Genomic DNA, 17,400 nt, shown 5'->3' on the forward strand with positions numbered 1-17,400 from the left:
TGAGTAGCAAGTATCGAGACTTGATACCCTTTATATTAGTTTGTTTTAAAGTAGTTTGTGGCCGCAGCGACTTGGTCGGTATTGATGATATCTGCACCTAACTCATGCAGTAACTTCCAGCAAGCCTGATTATCGGGTGCGCCCCAAAAACGAAAGGCTTTACCCAATCGATGCGCATTGTTAATCAGTTCTGCCAATTCTCCTTTATCAATTGCTGAAATCTCACCAACACCCTTCCATTTAGAATAAGTGGCAAAATTATCACTGATCATGGTTATTTTCTTCAGGTCTTCCGGGCTGTAGTTTACATTTGGTAAGCCATCAAAAAATAAGCGAAAATATTTATGAAATGTATTTGCAGCCGGTCGATTGCCACTAATCACAACTATTGTATTTCTCCCCTGCCGGTCAAAGTATTTCTGGTATTTTTTCAAATTTTTCCGCAACAAGTGGTATGTCGAATCCCAATCTCCCTTTACATCAATCATCAACTGAAAAGTGTAATATTCTTTTTCAGCAGATAAGGCTTTAATCTGTTTTAAATACAATTCCTCTAGAGTGTTGCCTGCTTTAATTTCCTTTTTGCTATGCGCCACCATTAACGAATCGCCAAGCACAAAAACATCGGCTTCAATAGAGAAAACTTTGTTGTTTATCGCATCAATAAAAGGTTTTTGATGGCTGTAATCGTTGTGGGAATGGATCTTTACCTGTGCTTTGGTAAACGATCCTGATAAAATTAATGCTAAGAAAACAAAAAGATGCTTTACCATTATTTCATCATTGCAGTTTCGTAAGGTACACGGGTTACAATCGATCTGCCAAGCGTAATTTCATCGGTATACTCCAACTCGCCACCAAATGCAATCCCACGTGCAATGGTAGTTACCGGAACATTAAACTCCTTTAATCTTTTGTACAGGTAAAACAATGTGGTATCGCCTTCCATATTCGGACTGAGCGCTAAAATCACCTCTTTAATCCCTCCTGCTGCCATTCTCACTACTAAACCATCAATAAACAGATCGGAAGGGCCAACGCCATCCATCGGAGAAATTAAGCCACCCAAAACATGGTAAACCCCAAAATATTGTCCTGTATTTTCAATGGCCATCACATCGCGGGTATCTTCTACCACACATATGGTTTCCTTATCGCGTTTAATTGAGGTACAGATTTCACACTCCGAATAATCAGAAATATTATGGCAGGTAGTGCAATGTTTAATCTGTTGTTTAAGCTTAATAAAAGTGTTGCCAAACTGGTTTACCTCCTCCTGCTCCTTGTTTAAAAGATGTAATACCAAACGTAAAGCTGTTTTTTGCCCTACACCAGGAAGTTTCGAGAATTCGTTTACCGCATCTTCGAGCAGCTTGGATGAAAAATTCATAATGCAAAAATAGGTAATTAGTTCAATAGTTCATTGGGAATTGGTTGATGGTTTAATAGTTCATGTTGATGGCTTAGTTGTTAAGTAGTTCACTGGTCATTTGTTCATTGGTAGAGTAAATTGGATATTGACAGGTCGAATCTTCATCCCCCTACCCCCTTTAGAGGGCTATCGTGTGGACACATCTTTTTAAGAATGGTTTGGGCATCATGCTAGCTGGCTTTAATAAACCACAGTCTTTACCGAAGAACGCCGTCAATCCCAAGTGGCGGGAGAATCAAAAAAAATAGGTGCACAATGGCCCAAATAGCATTACCAAACCTCAAACGCAGTGGTTTTGTGTTCATTAGCACTGAATTCAAAATTTAATATAAATTGAACACAAAACGAAGTGCCACTATTTTTTTGATGAGCGTGGGCGGTGAAAAGCCACATTGCTGGATTGACAAAGCGCTTTGGGTACTTTGGCGCTCCAAAGTACCTTGCCCCGCGGCAAAGAGCGGAAAAATCAATATTTACGTTTAATTAATTTTTTTTACGAAATGACTACCTTTTAGTAGCTGGAAAGATGCTGAAATAAATTCAGCATGACGATCGCCTTAGGAACGTGTACTAAAAAACAAATATAGGATTAACAAAGATGTGTCCACACGATAGCTTTAGAGGGGGACTTGATTTCTCTCCAGACTTCGGACTCCGGACTTCGGACTAATCAATGTATTGCTTGATTTGATTGTTTTATTTACATTTATCAGCTTAATATAAAACTATGTCTCCAACCATTCTCTTATGTTTTCTGATCGGTTATTTTTTATTGCTGATTATTATTTCATTCGTAACCTCAAAAAATTCATCCGACAATTCGACTTTTTTTATTGCCAACCGGAATTCTAAATGGTATTTAGTGGCCTTTGGGATGATCGGAACTGCACTTTCGGGTGTTACTTTTATTTCGGTACCCGGAGAAGTTGGCGCACCCAGCGGAAACCAGTTTCAGTATTTTCAGTTCGTTCTGGGCAATGCGGTTGGCTTTATCATTATAGCCACGGTTTTGCTTCCACTTTACTACCGGATGAACTTAACCTCCATTTATAGTTATATCGAAAAGAGATTAGGTCATTATAGCTATAAAACAGCAGCATCAATATTTTTATTGAGCCGCACTTTGGGATCGGCCACCAGGTTATACCTCGTAGTGATTGTTTTACAGCGTTTTATATTCGATAATTATGGTGTTCCGTTCTGGTTAACAGTTTTAATTTCGCTGGCGCTAATCTGGTCGTACACGTTTAAGGGCGGACTGAAAACCATTATTATTACCGATACATTGCAGACTTTTTTCCTCGTGCTTTCGGTTTTCCTTACTATTTATTTTATATGCAACAGTCTTAATTTCAATATTCCACAAGCATTTGAAACCATAAAAAGCAGCAGTTATTCTAAAATATTCTTTTTAAACGATTTCCTGACCAATAAATTCTATTTCAGTAAACAGTTTATCGGTGGTATTTTCGTTACCATTGCGATGACAGGTTTAGATCAGGATTTGATGCAAAAAAACCTGAGCATGGGCACCATCAAAGAAGCACAGAAAAACATGTTTACTTTTACAGGGGTATTCGTAATCCTGAACGTTTTCTTTTTAAGTGTAGGTGCATTGTTATACATTTTTGCAGCTAAAAACGGTATCGATATTCCATTAGATCATATCACCGGAAAACCAAGAACAGATTTATTGTTCCCCGAAATTGCCTTAAATAACCTGGGCGCGGTACCTGCAATTATATTTATGCTGGGCTTAACCGCAGCAACCTTTGCCACAACCGACTCAGCACTTACAGCCTTAACCACATCATTCTGTGTCGACTTTTTAGGCATGGCTAAAGCAGAAAATGTAAATGCTAAAGATGCTGTGAAAAAGCGCCATACCGTACATGTGGCCTTTTCTATTTTGATGTTTTTGGTCATCATCGTTATCAATGCGCTAAACAGCTCATCGGTTGTCAGCTTAATTTTTACCATTGCCTCTTATACCTACGGGCCGCTTTTAGGCTTATATAGTTTTGGATTATTTGTAAAAAAACGTGGCCTTCACGATAAATTAGTCCCAATTGTTTGCTTATTATCACCTTTTTTATGTTACTTGCTTGCCACGTACTCGACCACTTTACTGGGTGGTTACGTTTTTAGTGTTGAACTGATTTTGATTAACGGTTTAATCACATTTATAGGCTTGTTGTTCATTAGTAAAAAGACTGATGCGCAAACCAAATTTTAATATTTAGCATTACTTATATGACGAGTGAAGAAAAAATTAGAAGTGCTTTCGAAAACAAAGACTGGCAGGAAATTAAAGTAACAGACTCCTGGCAAATTTTTAAAATCATGGCCGAATTTGTAGATGGCTTTGAAAAACTGGCTAAAATTGGTCCCTGCGTTACCATTTATGGTTCGGCGCGTACGGCTCAAACGCATAGATATTATCAGTTAGCCGAACAGTGCGGTAAATTATTAACCGATAGGGGTTATGGCGTAATTACGGGCGGTGGTCCAGGGATTATGGAGGCTGGTAACAAGGGTGCGCACACCAACGGCGGTAAATCGGTAGGTTTAAATATTGAGTTACCATTTGAGCAGTTTCATAATAAATATATCGATCACAATAAATTATTAGAATTCGATTATTTCTTTGTGCGCAAGGTCATGTTCATGAAATACAGTCAGGGTTTTGTGGTATTACCAGGTGGTTTTGGCACTATGGATGAGCTATTTGAAGCTTTAACCCTCATCCAGACCGGCAAAATTGCACGTTTCCCAATTGTATTGCTTGGTGTTGATTATTGGGGTGGATTAATCGATTGGATTAAAGGCACTATGCTTCAAAAAGAACATAACATTCACGAAGAAGATTTGAATCTTTTCAGATTGGTAGATACTGCTGAAGAAGCCGCAGAGCATATTTTCCGTTTCTACGATAAATATGTACTTAAACCGAATTTCTAGATCTTTTGGTTAATCGGTTAATTGTTTAAATCGGTTAACTGAAAATTGCCAACTGCTAACTGAAAAAGTGCTTACAAACAATAAGCACTTTTTTTATGTAACAACTGAAGAAAACTGCTATCTAAAATAAAACGTATCTAAAATGTCGAAATTTATCAACTGGAAAAGCAATTGGCTTAGTGGGAACTTTCAACTCTTTGCAGATGGTGTTCAGAAAGGGATGATCACATTCGAAACCTGGAAGAGTAATGCCGAAAGTATGCTTGATGATAAAAACTATCAATTTGTAAACGAAGGTTTCTGGCAATCAAGAACAAAGGTAATTGACAGGGAAACGGGTGGCGTGGTTGCAATTATCACTTACGACAGCTGGAAATCAAAAGCAGTAATCAGCTTAAAATCCGGAGCGCAGTATGAATGGAAATCGACAAATTTATGGCGTTCGCAATGGACAGTAAGCAATTATAAAGATGAGCACATTATATATAACTCTAGCAGCAGAAGCGGTGCATTATCGTCTGATACCGACAATGAATTATTAATTATAGCAGGCTTATTTATTAAGCAGATCTATAACAAACAGGCAATTGTACTTATTGTATGCTTCATGCCGATCATTACAATGACTGCACTTCGCCAATAAATAGTAAAAAGATTAAATCCTTTTGTGAGATGGAACAGGTATTAAATTGGAGAAAAGGTTTATTTGATAGCAATTATCAGGTATTTAACAACGCACTCCTAAAATTTTCGCTAAATTTTAGCTCGTGGAAAAATTCGGCTATAGCCACTACACAGGCAGGTATTTACCTGTTAAAAAGTGAGGGGTTTTCTAAACCAGAAACCAAACTCCTGGATAACCAAAATAAGGTTTTGGCTATCATTACTTACGACTGGCTTCGTTTTAAAGCTAAAATCGTATTTGCCTCTGGCGATACTTTTGACTGGAGCTTTCAAAACAGCTGGTTAAGTCGGTGGTCTTTAAATAACCACCAGGATAAACAGATCCTGTTTAACGCATCAACTGGAAATGGGTTGGTTCATACCAATGTAGATGATGATATGCTTATTTTATGCGGTCTTTTTATCCGGGAATATTATTCAAGGCTTCTTGTTGGTTTTATTATTGTAATATTCTTTCTATTTAGTTTCAAAAATATTTTTTAGGACAGCACTGCCAGTTTCAAACTCATAACAAAGCATTTTTTTTGAAGCGCAGAGATCGGTAATGAATAGGAAGGTTCCAGTCCTGCTGTACATTCCAATCCTTTTGGAAATTATTCAATACAAACAACTACCGGCACCCAAAAGGGATTTCCATTTCCATCAGGGCTATTGTGAACAGGCAGTCATCAGATATAATTACAAAAAGATCTGATCTTAGTGTCTTGCTAGGATAGAAAATATTAATCCTGCCATTATAGATTATTCATCTCGTACCGGGACGCTACGACCAGAGAGAGTTTCTCTTGAGATACGTCACCCTGAATTTATTTCAGGGTCTATATTGCAAGGAAGATACTGAAACAAGTTCAGCATGACGATACCCAATATTAAGTTAACCTAAAATCTCTTTTATCTTTTCGGTTGGTCTGGCAATAACCGCTTGATCTCCTGAGACAATAATCGGTCTTTCAATTAAAATTGGATGCATGATCATGGCGTCAACCCATTCTTCATCGGTTAAGGTTTTTCCTTTATAATTTTCAGTAAAAACCTTTTCCCCTTTGCGGATCAATTCCAATGGTTTAATGCCCAGTTTCCGAATAATATTTTCAAGCTCACTTTTACTGGGCGGAGTTTCCAAATAATAAATCACCTCAAAAGCTTTTCCACTGGTTTCTAATTCTGCTAAAGCACAACGGCTTTTGGTGCATCTGTTATTGTGGTATATCGTTATCATTTAGAAATGGTTAAAGTCCGCTTACACCGCCGCTTACCACCAGTTTCATGGCTTCAGCTGCTGTCATCTGCAAATCGGTTACCTTATCTCTTCTTACAATGCAAAGCTGACCTGCAAAAGAATAAGAAAGTGGAAAATATACGGCAACTTCATCCGGGAGCTTGAGTTTATGTAGATCGTTCTGCGTTAAAAATCCAATCTTTTTCAGGCCTCCTTCTACTTCTACCAGCACCGGGTGGTTAAATTTCTTCTCATCGCCAACAAAAGCCTCTGTTAAATCTTTTATAGATGAATAGATAAAATTAAGTAATGGCAACCTTTGCATGATCCGCTGAAACCAATTGTACATGGGTTCGGTTACCAAATTGGTTACAAAGATGCCGGCCAACAAAATGAGGGCTAAAACAGTCAACAAGCCTAAGCCAGGAATATTCCGGCTTTCGCCAGTATTGGGATTTACGCCTAAAATATTGTTTACATTCAACCAGCTATCTACAGTTGTAACCGCCCAAACCACAATAAAAATACTCACGGCAATGGGCACAACAATTAATAAACCTTTAATCAAATAGTTTAAAATAGCTTTCCCGACTTTATTCATGGTGCAAAAATAACATTTTTTTAGTTCATTGGTTCATTATACAGTTCATTAGCCATTAGTTCATTTGTACAGGGAGCATATCCTAGCAATCGGTTATATCAGAGTTGTTGTTTCGTTCATTCTCTAAAAATTTTATTGTACATAATATGTATCTAACCAATCGCTACACCAATGAACTGTTGAACAAAAGAGCTAATGGGCAATATGCTATACTAATGAACAGCTGAACAAGCGAACCAATAGGCAGTTTGCCATACTAAATGACAAATGAACAACTGAACCAATGAACTTACTCATAGAAATAAACCCGTTTAACCCTTTGCGAGATATTCGTCAGAATTTCATAGGGAATAGTACCGATATCTTTCGCCAGCTGCATAATGGTGTGCGCGTTATTAAAAACAATGGCTTCATCCCCAGGCTTTACGTCAATTCCTGTGATATCTAACATGGTCATATCCATACAGATTGAGCCAATTGTAGGCACCAAATGGCCATTGATGAGCATTTTACCAACGCCATTGCCAAAATATCTGGTATATCCGTCTGCGTAGCCAATTTTTACAGTTGCTATTTTTCCGCCGTTTGGCATTACCCCTTTCCTGCTGTATCCTACAGTTTCGCCTGGCGCTAAAGTCTTCACCTGGGTAACTGTAGTTTTAAGTACCATTACGGTCTGTAAACCCCGGTTATTGGTTAAAGCAGAATCAAACCCATATAAACCTATGCCCAAACGTACCATATCCATTTGTCCTTCGGGCCAACGCGAAATGCCTGAAGTATTGGATATATGAAGCAAAGGTTTATAACCTAAAGCTTCGACCAGCTGATTGGCGATGATTTTAAATTTTTCAATCTGTTGTTGTGTAAATCCATCGTGTTCTGCAGCATCACTTGCCACCAGGTGAGAAAAAATACTCTGAACCTTTACCCTGGCCGAATCTTTAAGCAGATGAGACAAGGTATCGATTTCTGACTGGTCAAAGCCTAAGCGGTGCATACCACTATCTATTTTAATGTGAATCGGATAATCGAAATCATAGTCAGACAGCGCATTTAAAAAACTATTCAGTATTTCTACGCTATAAATTTCGGGTTCGAGTTTATGTTTAATGATGGCTTCGAAAGCAGATTCCTCAGGACTCATCACCATGATAGGCAAAGTGATGCCCGCTTTACGCAAGGCAATACCTTCATCGGCATACGCCACTGCTAAATAATCTACCTTATGGAACTGCAATAAATTGGCAATTTCGAAACTTCCGCTCCCATACGAAAAGGCCTTAACCATGGCCATTATTTTAACACCAGATTTGATTTTAGAACGATAAAATTGCAGATTACTTACCATGGCATTCAGATCGATTTCTAAAACCGTATCGTGTATTTTCTGGGTAAGGAGTTTACTGATCCGGCCAAACTCGAACCGTCTGGCCCCTTTTACCAAAATAGTTTCGTGGTTAAACTGTAAACCAGGGAAAGCATCGATAAAAGCATTCGTATCGTCGAAAAACTGCGTCTCAAACTTAAAAAGATCAGCATACCTCGAAATATGAGTGCCAATTCCAATCAGTCGGTTTACCTTTTTCTGCAAAAGCAATTCGGCTATTTCTGTATATAAATCTAAATCATCTCTCCCTGTTTCAAATAGTTCGGAAAGGATAACGGTTTTCTTTGCGTGCTGATTCTGCTGATTTAAAAAATCAAGGGCAATAGCCAATGAAGAAATATCTGCGCTGTAAGAATCGTCGATAATGGAACATTGATTGATACCATTTTTCAGTTCTAAACGCATGCTCACATGGCTCAGCTTTTCCAAACGGAAATCGGCCTGCTCTGGTGTATAATCCAAAGCCAATAAGGTTGCCCAGCAAATTATTCCATTTTCTATCGACGCTTTATCTTTAAACGGCAAAATGCATTCAATTTCCCTGTTCTGATAAATGGCCCTTAAATAGCAGTTTCCTTCAATAGGTTCAACCGCAATAACCTGAAGATCTGCTGTTTGTTTACTACTCCAGCTAAACCTTTTTTTACCAGGAAGTTCTTTTGCACTGATTTCGGTTACATATTCGGGCGAATAAATAAACAGTTCGGATGCTGAAAAGAGTTTCAGTTTCTCACTTAGTTTTTCCTTTTTAGAACTGAATCCTTCGGCATGTGCTTCGCCAATATTAGTTAAGATTCCAATTTCTGGACGGATAATTTCAGCTAAACGCTGCATCTCGTTAACTGCAGAAATACCAGCTTCGAAAATGCCCAGGGTATGATCGGCCTCAATCTGCCATACCGAAAGCGGCACTCCTATTTGTGAATTATAACTTTTCGGACTTTTAACAATATTAAAGTCGGTTGCCAAAAGTTGATATAACCATTCTTTAACAATTGTTTTCCCGTTGCTGCCCGTAATACCTATTGTTTTTAAACCGAACTGATTTCGATGATAAGTGCTTAACTTTTGTAGTGCTGCCAGGGCATCATCCACCAGTAAAAAATTGCAGTCGGGATATTCGTTAACGTATTTTGCTTCGGTAATTACAAAATTCCTGATCTCTTTTGTATAAGCATCTTTAATAAATTCATGTCCGTCGCGGTGCGAAGACAGGGCAAAAAACATAGAATTTTCCGGAACCAAAACCGAACGGCTATCGATCACCAAATTTTGAATAATAACCTGTCCATCAATTAATTTGGCATCAGCATTTAAAATTTCGGCTATTTTGGTTATCGTGTATATTGGATTTTGCATGCTATTATATTTCAGAAAATGCGGTAATCGCTATTATTTTTACGAATTTCAGTAATTAATTATGAAAAGCGGTAAACAAGAGACAGTATTATTAGATAAAAAACAAGCACTGGTAAAAGCTGAGCATTTTTGTGTTTACCAGGAGCGTTCGCAAAAGGAAGTACGATACAAACTGGTAGAATGGGGCATGCGCGGCGATGAACTGGAAGAAATTATTAGCGAGCTGATTTTGAATAATTTTTTAAATGAAGAAAGGTTTGCTAAAAGTTATGCATCGGGCAAATTTAACATCAAACATTGGGGGCGTGTTAAAATTAAACAGGGTTTAAAATTAAAGGGCGTGCCCGATAAAATTTTGCAAAAGGCAATTTACAGCATCGATGATGATGATTATATACAAACTATCGAAAAATTAGCTTTAAAAAAAGCGGAGCATTTAAACGAAAATGATCCGTTTAAAAGAAAAAATAAGCTGATGAGCTACCTTCAGGCAAAAGGTTTTGAAACTGATTTAATTTTACTTGTACTGAAAGCCAGCAATTTAAATTAAATATTAGATTTTTAACAAGAAATCTCTTGACAGAAATATAAATCTGCCTATATTTGCATCACCAAAACGAAACAACAACATCAGTTTTGTAAATGCGAAAGTAGCTCAGTTGGTAGAGCACGACCTTGCCAAGGTCGGGGTCGCGAGTTCGAATCTCGTCTTTCGCTCCAAAATGCCTTCCTACCAGAAGGCATTTATTTTAAAGTTAACCTACCGAAGGATTTCGGAACAGGCTAATGCTCGGGTGGTGGAACTGGTAGACACGCAGGACTTAAAATCCTGTGCTTTCAAAGGCGTGCGGGTTCGATTCCCGCCCCGAGTACGAATGGGAACTCTACCCATTTTTGAAGAGGGTTGCTCCAGAAAGAGCAACCCTTTCTCTTTGAATTTCAATACATTATGAGCAAATGCAGGATTAATAGATGGTGTTCGACATGCCCCATCTGAATAAGTGATATCATGTTTGAACACCTCCCGAATTAAAGAATGCTGATCTAGTATATCGGCCTTTTCAAAAATAGCTGGTATATTCACGAGTGCCGGTAATAACTTTAGCATTGAACTATTTCTTAACTGATCCCCTGCATTTAATTTCTTTATCTCGCTCAAAAGATAGGATTTCTCACCGGAGTATTTGGAAAACCATTTTTTGTAAGTTGTAGCTTCGATTTCATCGTTCATCATCTTTTCCTCCAATCTTTGAATCTTATTCTCCAGTTCTTTAAGCAAGGATTTATTTTCAGCAATTTTTTGAACATTTACCTGAAGGTTTGACTGTATCATTTTTTTGCTATTAGCTATGATATAGTCAACTTGGTCTTTATTAAAACTTAAAAGCTTTAGTATTTGATCCCACTCTTCATGTAATTTAACAGCAGAAATATTTATACCATGATGCTTTGTACAACGGTAGTACAGATAATATTTTTTCTTACCCTTGCTCCATCCGGATGTCATACTTAATCCGCATGGACATTTTAAAACTCCCCTCAATGGACTATCCTCATGCGGTTGGGTTTTTGTTGGTCTTTTGTTCTCCAACATTCGCTGCACCAGCCAAAAATTTTCTTCGAGAATTATCCCAACATGTTTGCCTTTAATATATCGCTCTGCGGAATCCTTTCCAGCAGGAACTTTTATAAGTCCAGCATAAACACAATTACTTAAAACTCGCACAATTGCGCTATTCCCCTTTGCCGGAAAACCCATTGCCTTCACCTCCTTATGTATGATGTAAGGCATTTTACCCTCTATAAAATCAAAGAAAATTTTTCGGATAATAATTGCCTTTTCATCATCTATTTCAATCGTTGACTTCCCACCCTCTTCTCTAGTATTTATATAAGCATAAGGTGCTTTGTTGATGAACCTTCCACTTTCGATGGCGTGTCTCACCCCCATTTTGACGCGTTTCCTAATACTAAAAAGTTCCTGATTTGCCATTAAATACTTAAAGGCTCTCTGGATAAATACACTTGGATCTTGAGTATCTATATCCAATGCCTCATTGGTAGCTAAAACTTTGATTCCAAATTTCTTCTCTAAACTTTCGATCTTTGCAAGCGCCTCAGAAAGATTTCGACTGAAACGGTCATGATCCATTACGACTAAATATTGAATTGCTCCTTTATGGAGCTTAATGAATGTTTCCAAAGCAATATAGTCTGGTCTGTCAAACGTATAGCTACTTTTTCCATTGTCACTAAAAACCTCTAGAAGTTCAACTCCATTTTTAGTGCAATAGTCTTCTATGCTTTTTTCCTGATAGCCCAGAGAATACTGGGACTGATCCTTTTTACTCAGACGGATATATCCAATTGCGTTCATTTGACCTCCTTAATAAGAATTTTAACTATAATTTTTACTATTAAATTTAGCATTTTTTCCTCATTACCAACAATTTTAGGATCGATAAAGTTATTTTTTTCTTCTACTTCCTTATTATTCGTTTCACAATCATTCATTTCCAAATCGAGACCATCTCCTCCATGGTTTAAAACAATAAAACAAATCAAAATATCACACGCTCAGTTTCTCGATAAACAACCTCAAATTGACTATTAAAAATATCTTCTTAAAGACATACCTAAACAAGAACACCAGGCAGGAGCTATGGCTCCTGCCTGGTGTTCTCAATAAAGGGATTGATTATCTGCGTATTCCTTTTCCACCCTCTATAACTGGCCCCTGTCCGCCTCCAACTTCCCGTTCATTATTCGTTTCGTCTGCTACCAAAGATTCACGGCGATCTACAGCCCTACGGTAAACCTTACTGAGATCTCTGTCGTAGAAGTCGAGTGTTTTATATTGTGGATTTGCTGTCACAAAACCGTTTGCCTCTTTCCCACTTTTAACGAAAGATACTGCATGAAGATTACCCTGTTCAAGACTTCTTATAAACTGATTCCTTGATCCAGCAGTTTCAATGCCAAGAATTTCAAACTTGTCGATCACATTACTAAGGTTAAAACCATGTTTATCACCATAATATTTAACATTAAAACCTTTGTCTGGATCCCATTCTCTGAGGCCTAACTTTAGCCATACCCTTTCTCTTTCGTTATTTTTGAATACAACAAGCTTATTGACCGCACGACCAGAAAGAAGATTAAAACTCTCTTTCCCTGTTATCCCTATACCATTTTTTACAGGAAAGACATGACTGATCAAACTAACCACATTGTCTGGCATAAGTGTAGCGCGATACCTATCCAACAGGTATCTCTGCTCTTCCTTATTTTTCAGAAAGTATAGTTCGTAATGGACCGCATCTGCTAATTCCGGCCTGTTGTCTCCATATTCTGCCGGAATATTCATACTTAATTTCAATTTGAATTTAGGAAGCCCATGTTCTATGCACTCCCTTAACGTTGTATTTAAGACGGTGCCAAATCCTAAATATTTCAGACAATCATAAAGGGGCCTCAAGCTGTCTTCTATCATAACCCAGATATTTTTAAAAATTAATTATTTTACAAATGAAACGGAGGGGGAATTAGCCCCCTATTCCGTTTTCAATGGCAGGTCTTCAAATTATCTACCCCTTCCCTTTTTTGCTTCCACCGAAGCCTCCTCCACCACAGCTTCTTTTATTTCATTTGATTGCGTCGCTTTCGCAAATGCTTCTCTTAAATCTACCGCTTTACTATAAACCTGGCTCATATCGAGCATATAAAAATCCAGGGTTTTGAATTGAGGATTTGCGGTAACAAAACCAGTTGTTTCCTTTCCATTCTTCATGAAGGATACTTCATGAAGATTTCCACGTTCAAGGCTCTTCAGTAACTGATCCCTAAAACCAGCCTTCTCCATATTCAGTATATTATATTTATCTACTGTTTCTTTAAGGCTAAAGCCATAATTTTCTCCATAAGAATTCACTGCGTAACCTTTCTCTGGGGTATGTTCAGTGAAATCGAGCTTTAGCCAAAGATTTGCTTTTTCGCCACTCTTCAAAACAACATCCTTGTTTACAGCACGTCCAGAAAGCAAATTATAACTTTCTTTAGCTGTCACTCCTTTTCCTTTGTTGATATAAAAAGTCTGTGAGATAAGATCAGGTGTATTAGCCTTCTTCAATGTCGCCTGATAACTGTTAAAAAAATACATGTCACTTTCCTTACTTTTTGAAAAACTAAGTAAGTATGAAATCTTATCACCAAATCCCTGCTCATATCTTTTAGCCGGATCTGACATCTCCATAGCGGGGGACTGAAGGTTAAAGCCTTGCGGCCCATGTGTAATTGATTCCTTCAGACTTGCATTTAGAGAATCTCCAAAACCTAAGTACTTTAAGGTATTCTGTAAGTATTCTAAATTATTCTCATTCATAATTAAAAAAATTAAAGGTTTAAAATTCAGTTGATTAACATTTTATGTAAAGGTTATCTGGACAGCCCAGATCTGCCATATCCGCGCGAGTACTCATTATTGTTTGTGAGCGGAGCGTTTCTTTCCTCAGTACTTTTGTTTGCCGACTTTTGGACCGCCGCTGCCTGAAGCGCTTTCTGATAATTTTCATTCCGCTCATCTTTCTGAGGCAAAAGCCCCCTATCTCCAACCATAGCTTTTAGCCCTGTTAACAGGAGATAGGATATCCCACCGTCCATCAAAAGGGAGACAACCAATGCCAACCTATTGGAACGGATGCCGTCTGGAGTAGTACTACTGGCCTGAAAGGTAGTCCCGTCAGGCATTTCGATTTGCCGCCCGTTGCCGAACCGTTCTTTTTGGTAAGGGCTGAGTGGCATACCATTTATCATATCCGGCACCTTGAGCCTTGAAGTATCGGTTACAATAAATTCACGCGTGTCCCAATCATATTCCACCATTAGCTTCTTTTGCTCTCCATTCTCAGAAGTCTCCTTAATGAGGTTGGCTTTCAGGCCTGTCAACAGGTCATCTCCTTCCTCACGGGAAATAATAGAGGGAAGGTTACTCTGTTTGTAAACAGGGTGCACCAACAATTCAGCTTTTCCATCTGCATTTTTGGCCAGGGAAAGCTTTACACTCATCTCCTTTATTTCAATGCCGCCATGATTAATATTATTTAGCCTGATAAGCCCGGTCCGCATTCCAGACACTAGGGCATCGATATCCTTTTTGGGAAGACTAATCTCTCCTTCCCTAAACAGTCCGAGTTCGCGCAGATCTTCAACCGGAAGATCCCGCACATTCAAGTTTGCAGTCTGCATATTGATTCATTTAAAAATTTTGATTAAAACCTGATGGGGACAATGGGTAATTTTTGCTTATCCGCCATATAAATAGTGCTTGAGTTCCGCGCCTGAAATTGATAGAATTATCATAAGAAAATAAAGCGGATTAATGCTCGCTCTGTCCCGTAGCACAGATAGATGCAAATGTTCGCCCGTTGTCCTGCCCGTTGATCCGGTAAGCCCTATGGGATAGCCCGTAGGAACAATCAGGCCAACACAACAATATATTTTCGATAAGTGGGCATAATAAACGACATAGCCACCGTATCTTATGGCAACATAATTGCCCATTATGGACGTATAGCCAATTTTATCAATTATTCCTGGGAGCAAAGAAACAACAATCTCGTTTTTACCTGCTATGTCTATTCCCTTGTGAAAAGAATACCGTTCTCCGGTAACCGGATGAACCCTGATACCATAAGCAGAATTTAGTTTAAATTCTTTGAGTGGAAACGTTGCATACCATTTAGTAAAAGCAGTATCCTGAACGGCCCCGTATCCAGTAACACTGATCAATAAAGCACTACATGAAACCAGCAACCAATAACTCGATTTCCTGATTGATCCGCAAAAAATTCCGTGTGAGGATTTCTTCCTTCTTTCCACCAAAGTCGTAAAATTTAGGTAGTTCAACATATCCTTCTTCCTCCTTTTGAATTTCTTTTAAATCCAGGTTGATCTTGCAGTTTATAGCAGAGGTTTCATACTCACCGGTATACTTATCATCTACATCCGTAGCCAGTAACCCCACCAGCTCTCCTGCACCGAGCGTAGTGATCTTACCTGCAGGAATCAGTACTTCCAGTTTTTCACTGATCGATTTGGATACTTTGCTCCTATCGATGGAAATACTTTCGCCGATCTGTTTTGATTTACCGAAGATCCTTTCCAGCCAGTCTAATGTTTCTTTGTTCCTCGCAGAACCGGAGAGCACATTGCCAACTACGGAAGTGATGGTAGTTGCCGTATCTTTTCCGTACTGCTGTTTGAACTGGGGCAACTCCTGCATTCCTATTAATACGGCAACCTTATTGGATCTTCCCGTTGCAATCAGGTTCTCAATCCGGTGAACGAAAATTGTAGGACCTTCATCAAGTAAAATTGCCGACGGAAGATTTCCCTTTGAATTGATCAGCCTGGTAAGCCGGTTAATTACAACCGAATAACAGGCAGAATTGATGTTCTGCGTATTGGGATCGTTCGCCAGCACCAATATCCCCGGCGATGACGGATCAGAAATTTTCAGGTTGAAATCATCCCCGGAAAACACCCAGAATGTTTCCTTTGTAGCCATGCGGCTCATGAATATTTTTAACGTTCCAATCTGCCCTTCCAATTGATCAAAAGCCTTTGCAGCGAATGCAGATTTGAAAGGCGATAGCAGTGAGACTAGCTCTTGGTTGGTAAAAAGTACAGAAAAAATCTCTTCATAAGAACGGTTTAAAAAAGCCATTACATGCGGAAGACTGGAATATTTCCCCTTTTCAAACCTGCTCATAAAATAGATACAGGAAGCCAGAAAATTGATGGCTGATTGCGTAAAAAAAGCATCACTCCCACTGGCCTTATCTCCTTTCTTAAGTGCTTCCACGGTTCCTTCCGCAGTCTCTGAAGCATCTGCCAGCATCGTGATATAATCGCACCGGAACGGATTTATCCTTCTGCTTTTTTCGACATCCGTCAAGTTGATCACATGAAAAGTAAAATCTTTCAGTAAGCCTTTTTTCTTTGCCTTCAAAAACTGGTAATAAGCAATCTTTCCAAGATCAGGAAACTTAAAATCGTATAAACAGACTGTAAATGACTTTGCAATCAGCTGCCTGATAAAGGGGTTAACGATCGAAAAAGATTTTCCAGATCCTGGGGTCCCGATTAAAATTGTTGCACGGAAGGGATTTACAATATTTACCCAGCCCTTCCGCACTTTCCGTTTAAAATAGAAAAGCATCGGTATATTTACCGAGTAAGGATTCTCTATCTTTTTGACCTGCTGCATGAAACTTTCAGCTTCAACATTCCATTTATCCTTTCCCAGTCCCGACCTGATGATTTTAGAAACATTATCCATGGAAATACTGATCAGTATAGCTCCGACAAGGGAAAATACCATATAGGTCAGATCCATTACCGTAGTGTATGCAAACACCAACCGACCTGGTTTTCCATAAAAAAACGTGCTACCGAAATAAAGGAGCAGACCAAATGTTAAAGGATAAAGTACTTTTGTCTTGGGATCAAAGTCCAGCTGTTTTTTGGATAGCGTACCAATACTGACAAGACAGATTAATAGCAGCACAGAAAACTTACTAAAAATCAGCTCTTTATAAATAATTATTGTTTTGATCTTTACCAGTCCTACATTGAAAATGCCCCAGAAGGGTGCGTTTAGATAAACAAAAATACTTATCTCCAGCGCGATCGCAAAATAGATCAGACACTGCAAAAAACCGTGAAGTTTCTGAATTTCCCTGGTCTCTTCCATA

At 38.5% G+C, this 17,400-nt stretch carries 15 protein-coding genes, 2 tRNA genes and 1 pseudogene; 7 read left to right on the forward strand and 11 right to left on the reverse strand.

Going from position 1 to position 17,400, the window contains the following annotated elements; translation table 11 throughout:
* Positions 1-35 precede the first annotated feature (35 nt).
* Positions 36-773 carry a hypothetical protein gene (locus QF042_RS17970; protein ID WP_307530914.1) on the reverse strand — a complete coding sequence of 246 codons (738 nt, stop codon included), beginning with the start codon at positions 771-773 and terminating at the stop codon, positions 36-38.
* A complete protein-coding gene (recR, locus tag QF042_RS17975) occupies positions 773-1,390 on the reverse strand; it encodes a recombination mediator RecR (RefSeq protein ID WP_307530916.1) in 618 nt (205 codons plus the stop codon). Before recR ends, QF042_RS17970 begins: the two co-directional genes overlap by 1 nt.
* 769 nt (positions 1,391-2,159) lie before the next feature.
* Here recR and QF042_RS17980 point away from each other — a divergent pair.
* From QF042_RS17980 to QF042_RS17995, 4 genes are all read left to right on the forward strand, one after another.
* Positions 2,160-3,668: a sodium:solute symporter gene (locus QF042_RS17980; protein ID WP_307530919.1), complete on the forward strand. Its 1,509-nt coding sequence runs from the start codon at positions 2,160-2,162 to the stop codon at positions 3,666-3,668.
* 17 nt (positions 3,669-3,685) lie between these two features.
* Positions 3,686-4,393, forward strand: coding sequence for a TIGR00730 family Rossman fold protein (locus QF042_RS17985; protein WP_055910912.1), 708 nt, complete (start codon positions 3,686-3,688; stop codon positions 4,391-4,393).
* 142 nt (positions 4,394-4,535) lie between these two features.
* The gene (locus tag QF042_RS17990) at positions 4,536-5,036 is read left to right on the forward strand and encodes a hypothetical protein (protein ID WP_307530924.1); all 501 of its coding nucleotides are present in this window, start codon (positions 4,536-4,538) and stop codon (positions 5,034-5,036) included.
* Positions 5,037-5,065: 29 nt separating this feature from the next.
* Positions 5,066-5,560: a hypothetical protein gene (locus QF042_RS17995; RefSeq protein ID WP_307530926.1), complete on the forward strand. Its 495-nt coding sequence runs from the start codon at positions 5,066-5,068 to the stop codon at positions 5,558-5,560.
* A 391-nt stretch (positions 5,561-5,951) separates the two neighbouring features.
* Here the strand turns inward: QF042_RS17995 and arsC are convergent, their stop codons facing one another.
* The 3 genes from arsC to QF042_RS18010 form a co-directional block, all read right to left on the reverse strand.
* The gene (gene arsC, locus QF042_RS18000) at positions 5,952-6,296 is read right to left on the reverse strand and encodes an arsenate reductase (glutaredoxin) (RefSeq protein ID WP_307530929.1); all 345 of its coding nucleotides are present in this window, start codon (positions 6,294-6,296) and stop codon (positions 5,952-5,954) included.
* A 10-nt stretch (positions 6,297-6,306) separates the two neighbouring features.
* A complete protein-coding gene (locus QF042_RS18005) occupies positions 6,307-6,897 on the reverse strand; it encodes a DUF502 domain-containing protein (RefSeq protein WP_307530930.1) in 591 nt (196 codons plus the stop codon).
* A 289-nt stretch (positions 6,898-7,186) separates the two neighbouring features.
* Positions 7,187-9,646, reverse strand: a complete 2,460-nt coding sequence (locus QF042_RS18010) for a bifunctional UDP-N-acetylmuramoyl-tripeptide:D-alanyl-D-alanine ligase/alanine racemase (protein WP_307530932.1) — start codon at positions 9,644-9,646, stop codon at positions 7,187-7,189.
* Between the two features lie 61 nt (positions 9,647-9,707).
* On the opposite strand from QF042_RS18010, the gene QF042_RS18015 reads away from it, so the two are divergent.
* The 3 genes from QF042_RS18015 to QF042_RS18025 all read left to right on the forward strand — a co-directional run bounded on the left by QF042_RS18015 (position 9,708) and on the right by QF042_RS18025 (position 10,518).
* The gene (locus tag QF042_RS18015) at positions 9,708-10,196 is read left to right on the forward strand and encodes a regulatory protein RecX (protein WP_307530934.1); all 489 of its coding nucleotides are present in this window, start codon (positions 9,708-9,710) and stop codon (positions 10,194-10,196) included.
* 94 nt (positions 10,197-10,290) lie between these two features.
* Positions 10,291-10,366 (forward strand) — tRNA-Gly (locus tag QF042_RS18020).
* 68 nt (positions 10,367-10,434) lie between these two features.
* Positions 10,435-10,518 (forward strand) — tRNA-Leu (locus QF042_RS18025).
* Positions 10,519-11,099: 581 nt separating this feature from the next.
* Here the strand turns inward: QF042_RS18025 and QF042_RS26350 are convergent.
* The 6 genes and pseudogenes from QF042_RS26350 to QF042_RS18050 form a co-directional block, all read right to left on the reverse strand.
* A pseudogene (locus QF042_RS26350) lies at positions 11,100-12,023 on the reverse strand (recombinase family protein); the annotation flags it as partial.
* 321 nt (positions 12,024-12,344) lie between these two features.
* Entirely contained in the window at positions 12,345-13,139 is a 795-nt protein-coding gene (locus tag QF042_RS18030) for a hypothetical protein (protein ID WP_307530937.1), read from the reverse strand.
* Between the two features lie 90 nt (positions 13,140-13,229).
* Positions 13,230-14,027: a hypothetical protein gene (locus QF042_RS18035; RefSeq protein WP_307530938.1), complete on the reverse strand. Its 798-nt coding sequence runs from the start codon at positions 14,025-14,027 to the stop codon at positions 13,230-13,232.
* A 53-nt stretch (positions 14,028-14,080) separates the two neighbouring features.
* On the reverse strand, positions 14,081-14,890 hold the full coding sequence (locus tag QF042_RS18040; protein ID WP_307530940.1) for a DUF4099 domain-containing protein: 810 nt from the start codon (positions 14,888-14,890) through the stop codon (positions 14,081-14,083).
* A 57-nt stretch (positions 14,891-14,947) separates the two neighbouring features.
* Positions 14,948-15,457, reverse strand: coding sequence for a M23 family metallopeptidase (locus QF042_RS18045; protein WP_307530942.1), 510 nt, complete (start codon positions 15,455-15,457; stop codon positions 14,948-14,950).
* Positions 15,441-17,399: a type IV secretory system conjugative DNA transfer family protein gene (locus QF042_RS18050; protein WP_307530944.1), complete on the reverse strand. Its 1,959-nt coding sequence runs from the start codon at positions 17,397-17,399 to the stop codon at positions 15,441-15,443. The genes QF042_RS18045 and QF042_RS18050 overlap by 17 nt, the downstream gene beginning before the upstream one ends.
* Position 17,400: the final 1 nt, after the last annotated feature.

Origin of the sequence: Pedobacter sp. W3I1, assembly GCF_030816015.1 — a bacterium.
Taxonomy (GTDB): domain Bacteria; phylum Bacteroidota; class Bacteroidia; order Sphingobacteriales; family Sphingobacteriaceae; genus Pedobacter.

Excerpts from the sequence above, each read along its gene's own strand:
- QF042_RS17970 (WP_307530914.1), bottom strand. The coding sequence starts at position 773 with ATGGTAAAGCATCTTTTTGTTTTCTTAGCATTAATTTTATCAGGATCG.
- recR (WP_307530916.1), bottom strand. The coding sequence starts at position 1,390 with ATGAATTTTTCATCCAAGCTGCTCGAAGATGCGGTAAACGAATTCTCG.
- QF042_RS17980 (WP_307530919.1), top strand. The coding sequence starts at position 2,160 with ATGTCTCCAACCATTCTCTTATGTTTTCTGATCGGTTATTTTTTATTG.
- QF042_RS17985 (WP_055910912.1), top strand. The coding sequence starts at position 3,686 with ATGACGAGTGAAGAAAAAATTAGAAGTGCTTTCGAAAACAAAGACTGG.
- QF042_RS17990 (WP_307530924.1), top strand. The coding sequence starts at position 4,536 with ATGTCGAAATTTATCAACTGGAAAAGCAATTGGCTTAGTGGGAACTTT.
- QF042_RS17995 (WP_307530926.1), top strand. The coding sequence starts at position 5,066 with ATGGAACAGGTATTAAATTGGAGAAAAGGTTTATTTGATAGCAATTAT.
- arsC (WP_307530929.1), bottom strand. The coding sequence starts at position 6,296 with ATGATAACGATATACCACAATAACAGATGCACCAAAAGCCGTTGTGCT.
- QF042_RS18005 (WP_307530930.1), bottom strand. The coding sequence starts at position 6,897 with ATGAATAAAGTCGGGAAAGCTATTTTAAACTATTTGATTAAAGGTTTA.
- QF042_RS18010 (WP_307530932.1), bottom strand. The coding sequence starts at position 9,646 with ATGCAAAATCCAATATACACGATAACCAAAATAGCCGAAATTTTAAAT.
- QF042_RS18015 (WP_307530934.1), top strand. The coding sequence starts at position 9,708 with ATGAAAAGCGGTAAACAAGAGACAGTATTATTAGATAAAAAACAAGCA.
- QF042_RS18030 (WP_307530937.1), bottom strand. The coding sequence starts at position 13,139 with ATGATAGAAGACAGCTTGAGGCCCCTTTATGATTGTCTGAAATATTTA.
- QF042_RS18035 (WP_307530938.1), bottom strand. The coding sequence starts at position 14,027 with ATGAATGAGAATAATTTAGAATACTTACAGAATACCTTAAAGTACTTA.
- QF042_RS18040 (WP_307530940.1), bottom strand. The coding sequence starts at position 14,890 with ATGCAGACTGCAAACTTGAATGTGCGGGATCTTCCGGTTGAAGATCTG.
- QF042_RS18050 (WP_307530944.1), bottom strand. The coding sequence starts at position 17,399 with ATGGAAGAGACCAGGGAAATTCAGAAACTTCACGGTTTTTTGCAGTGT.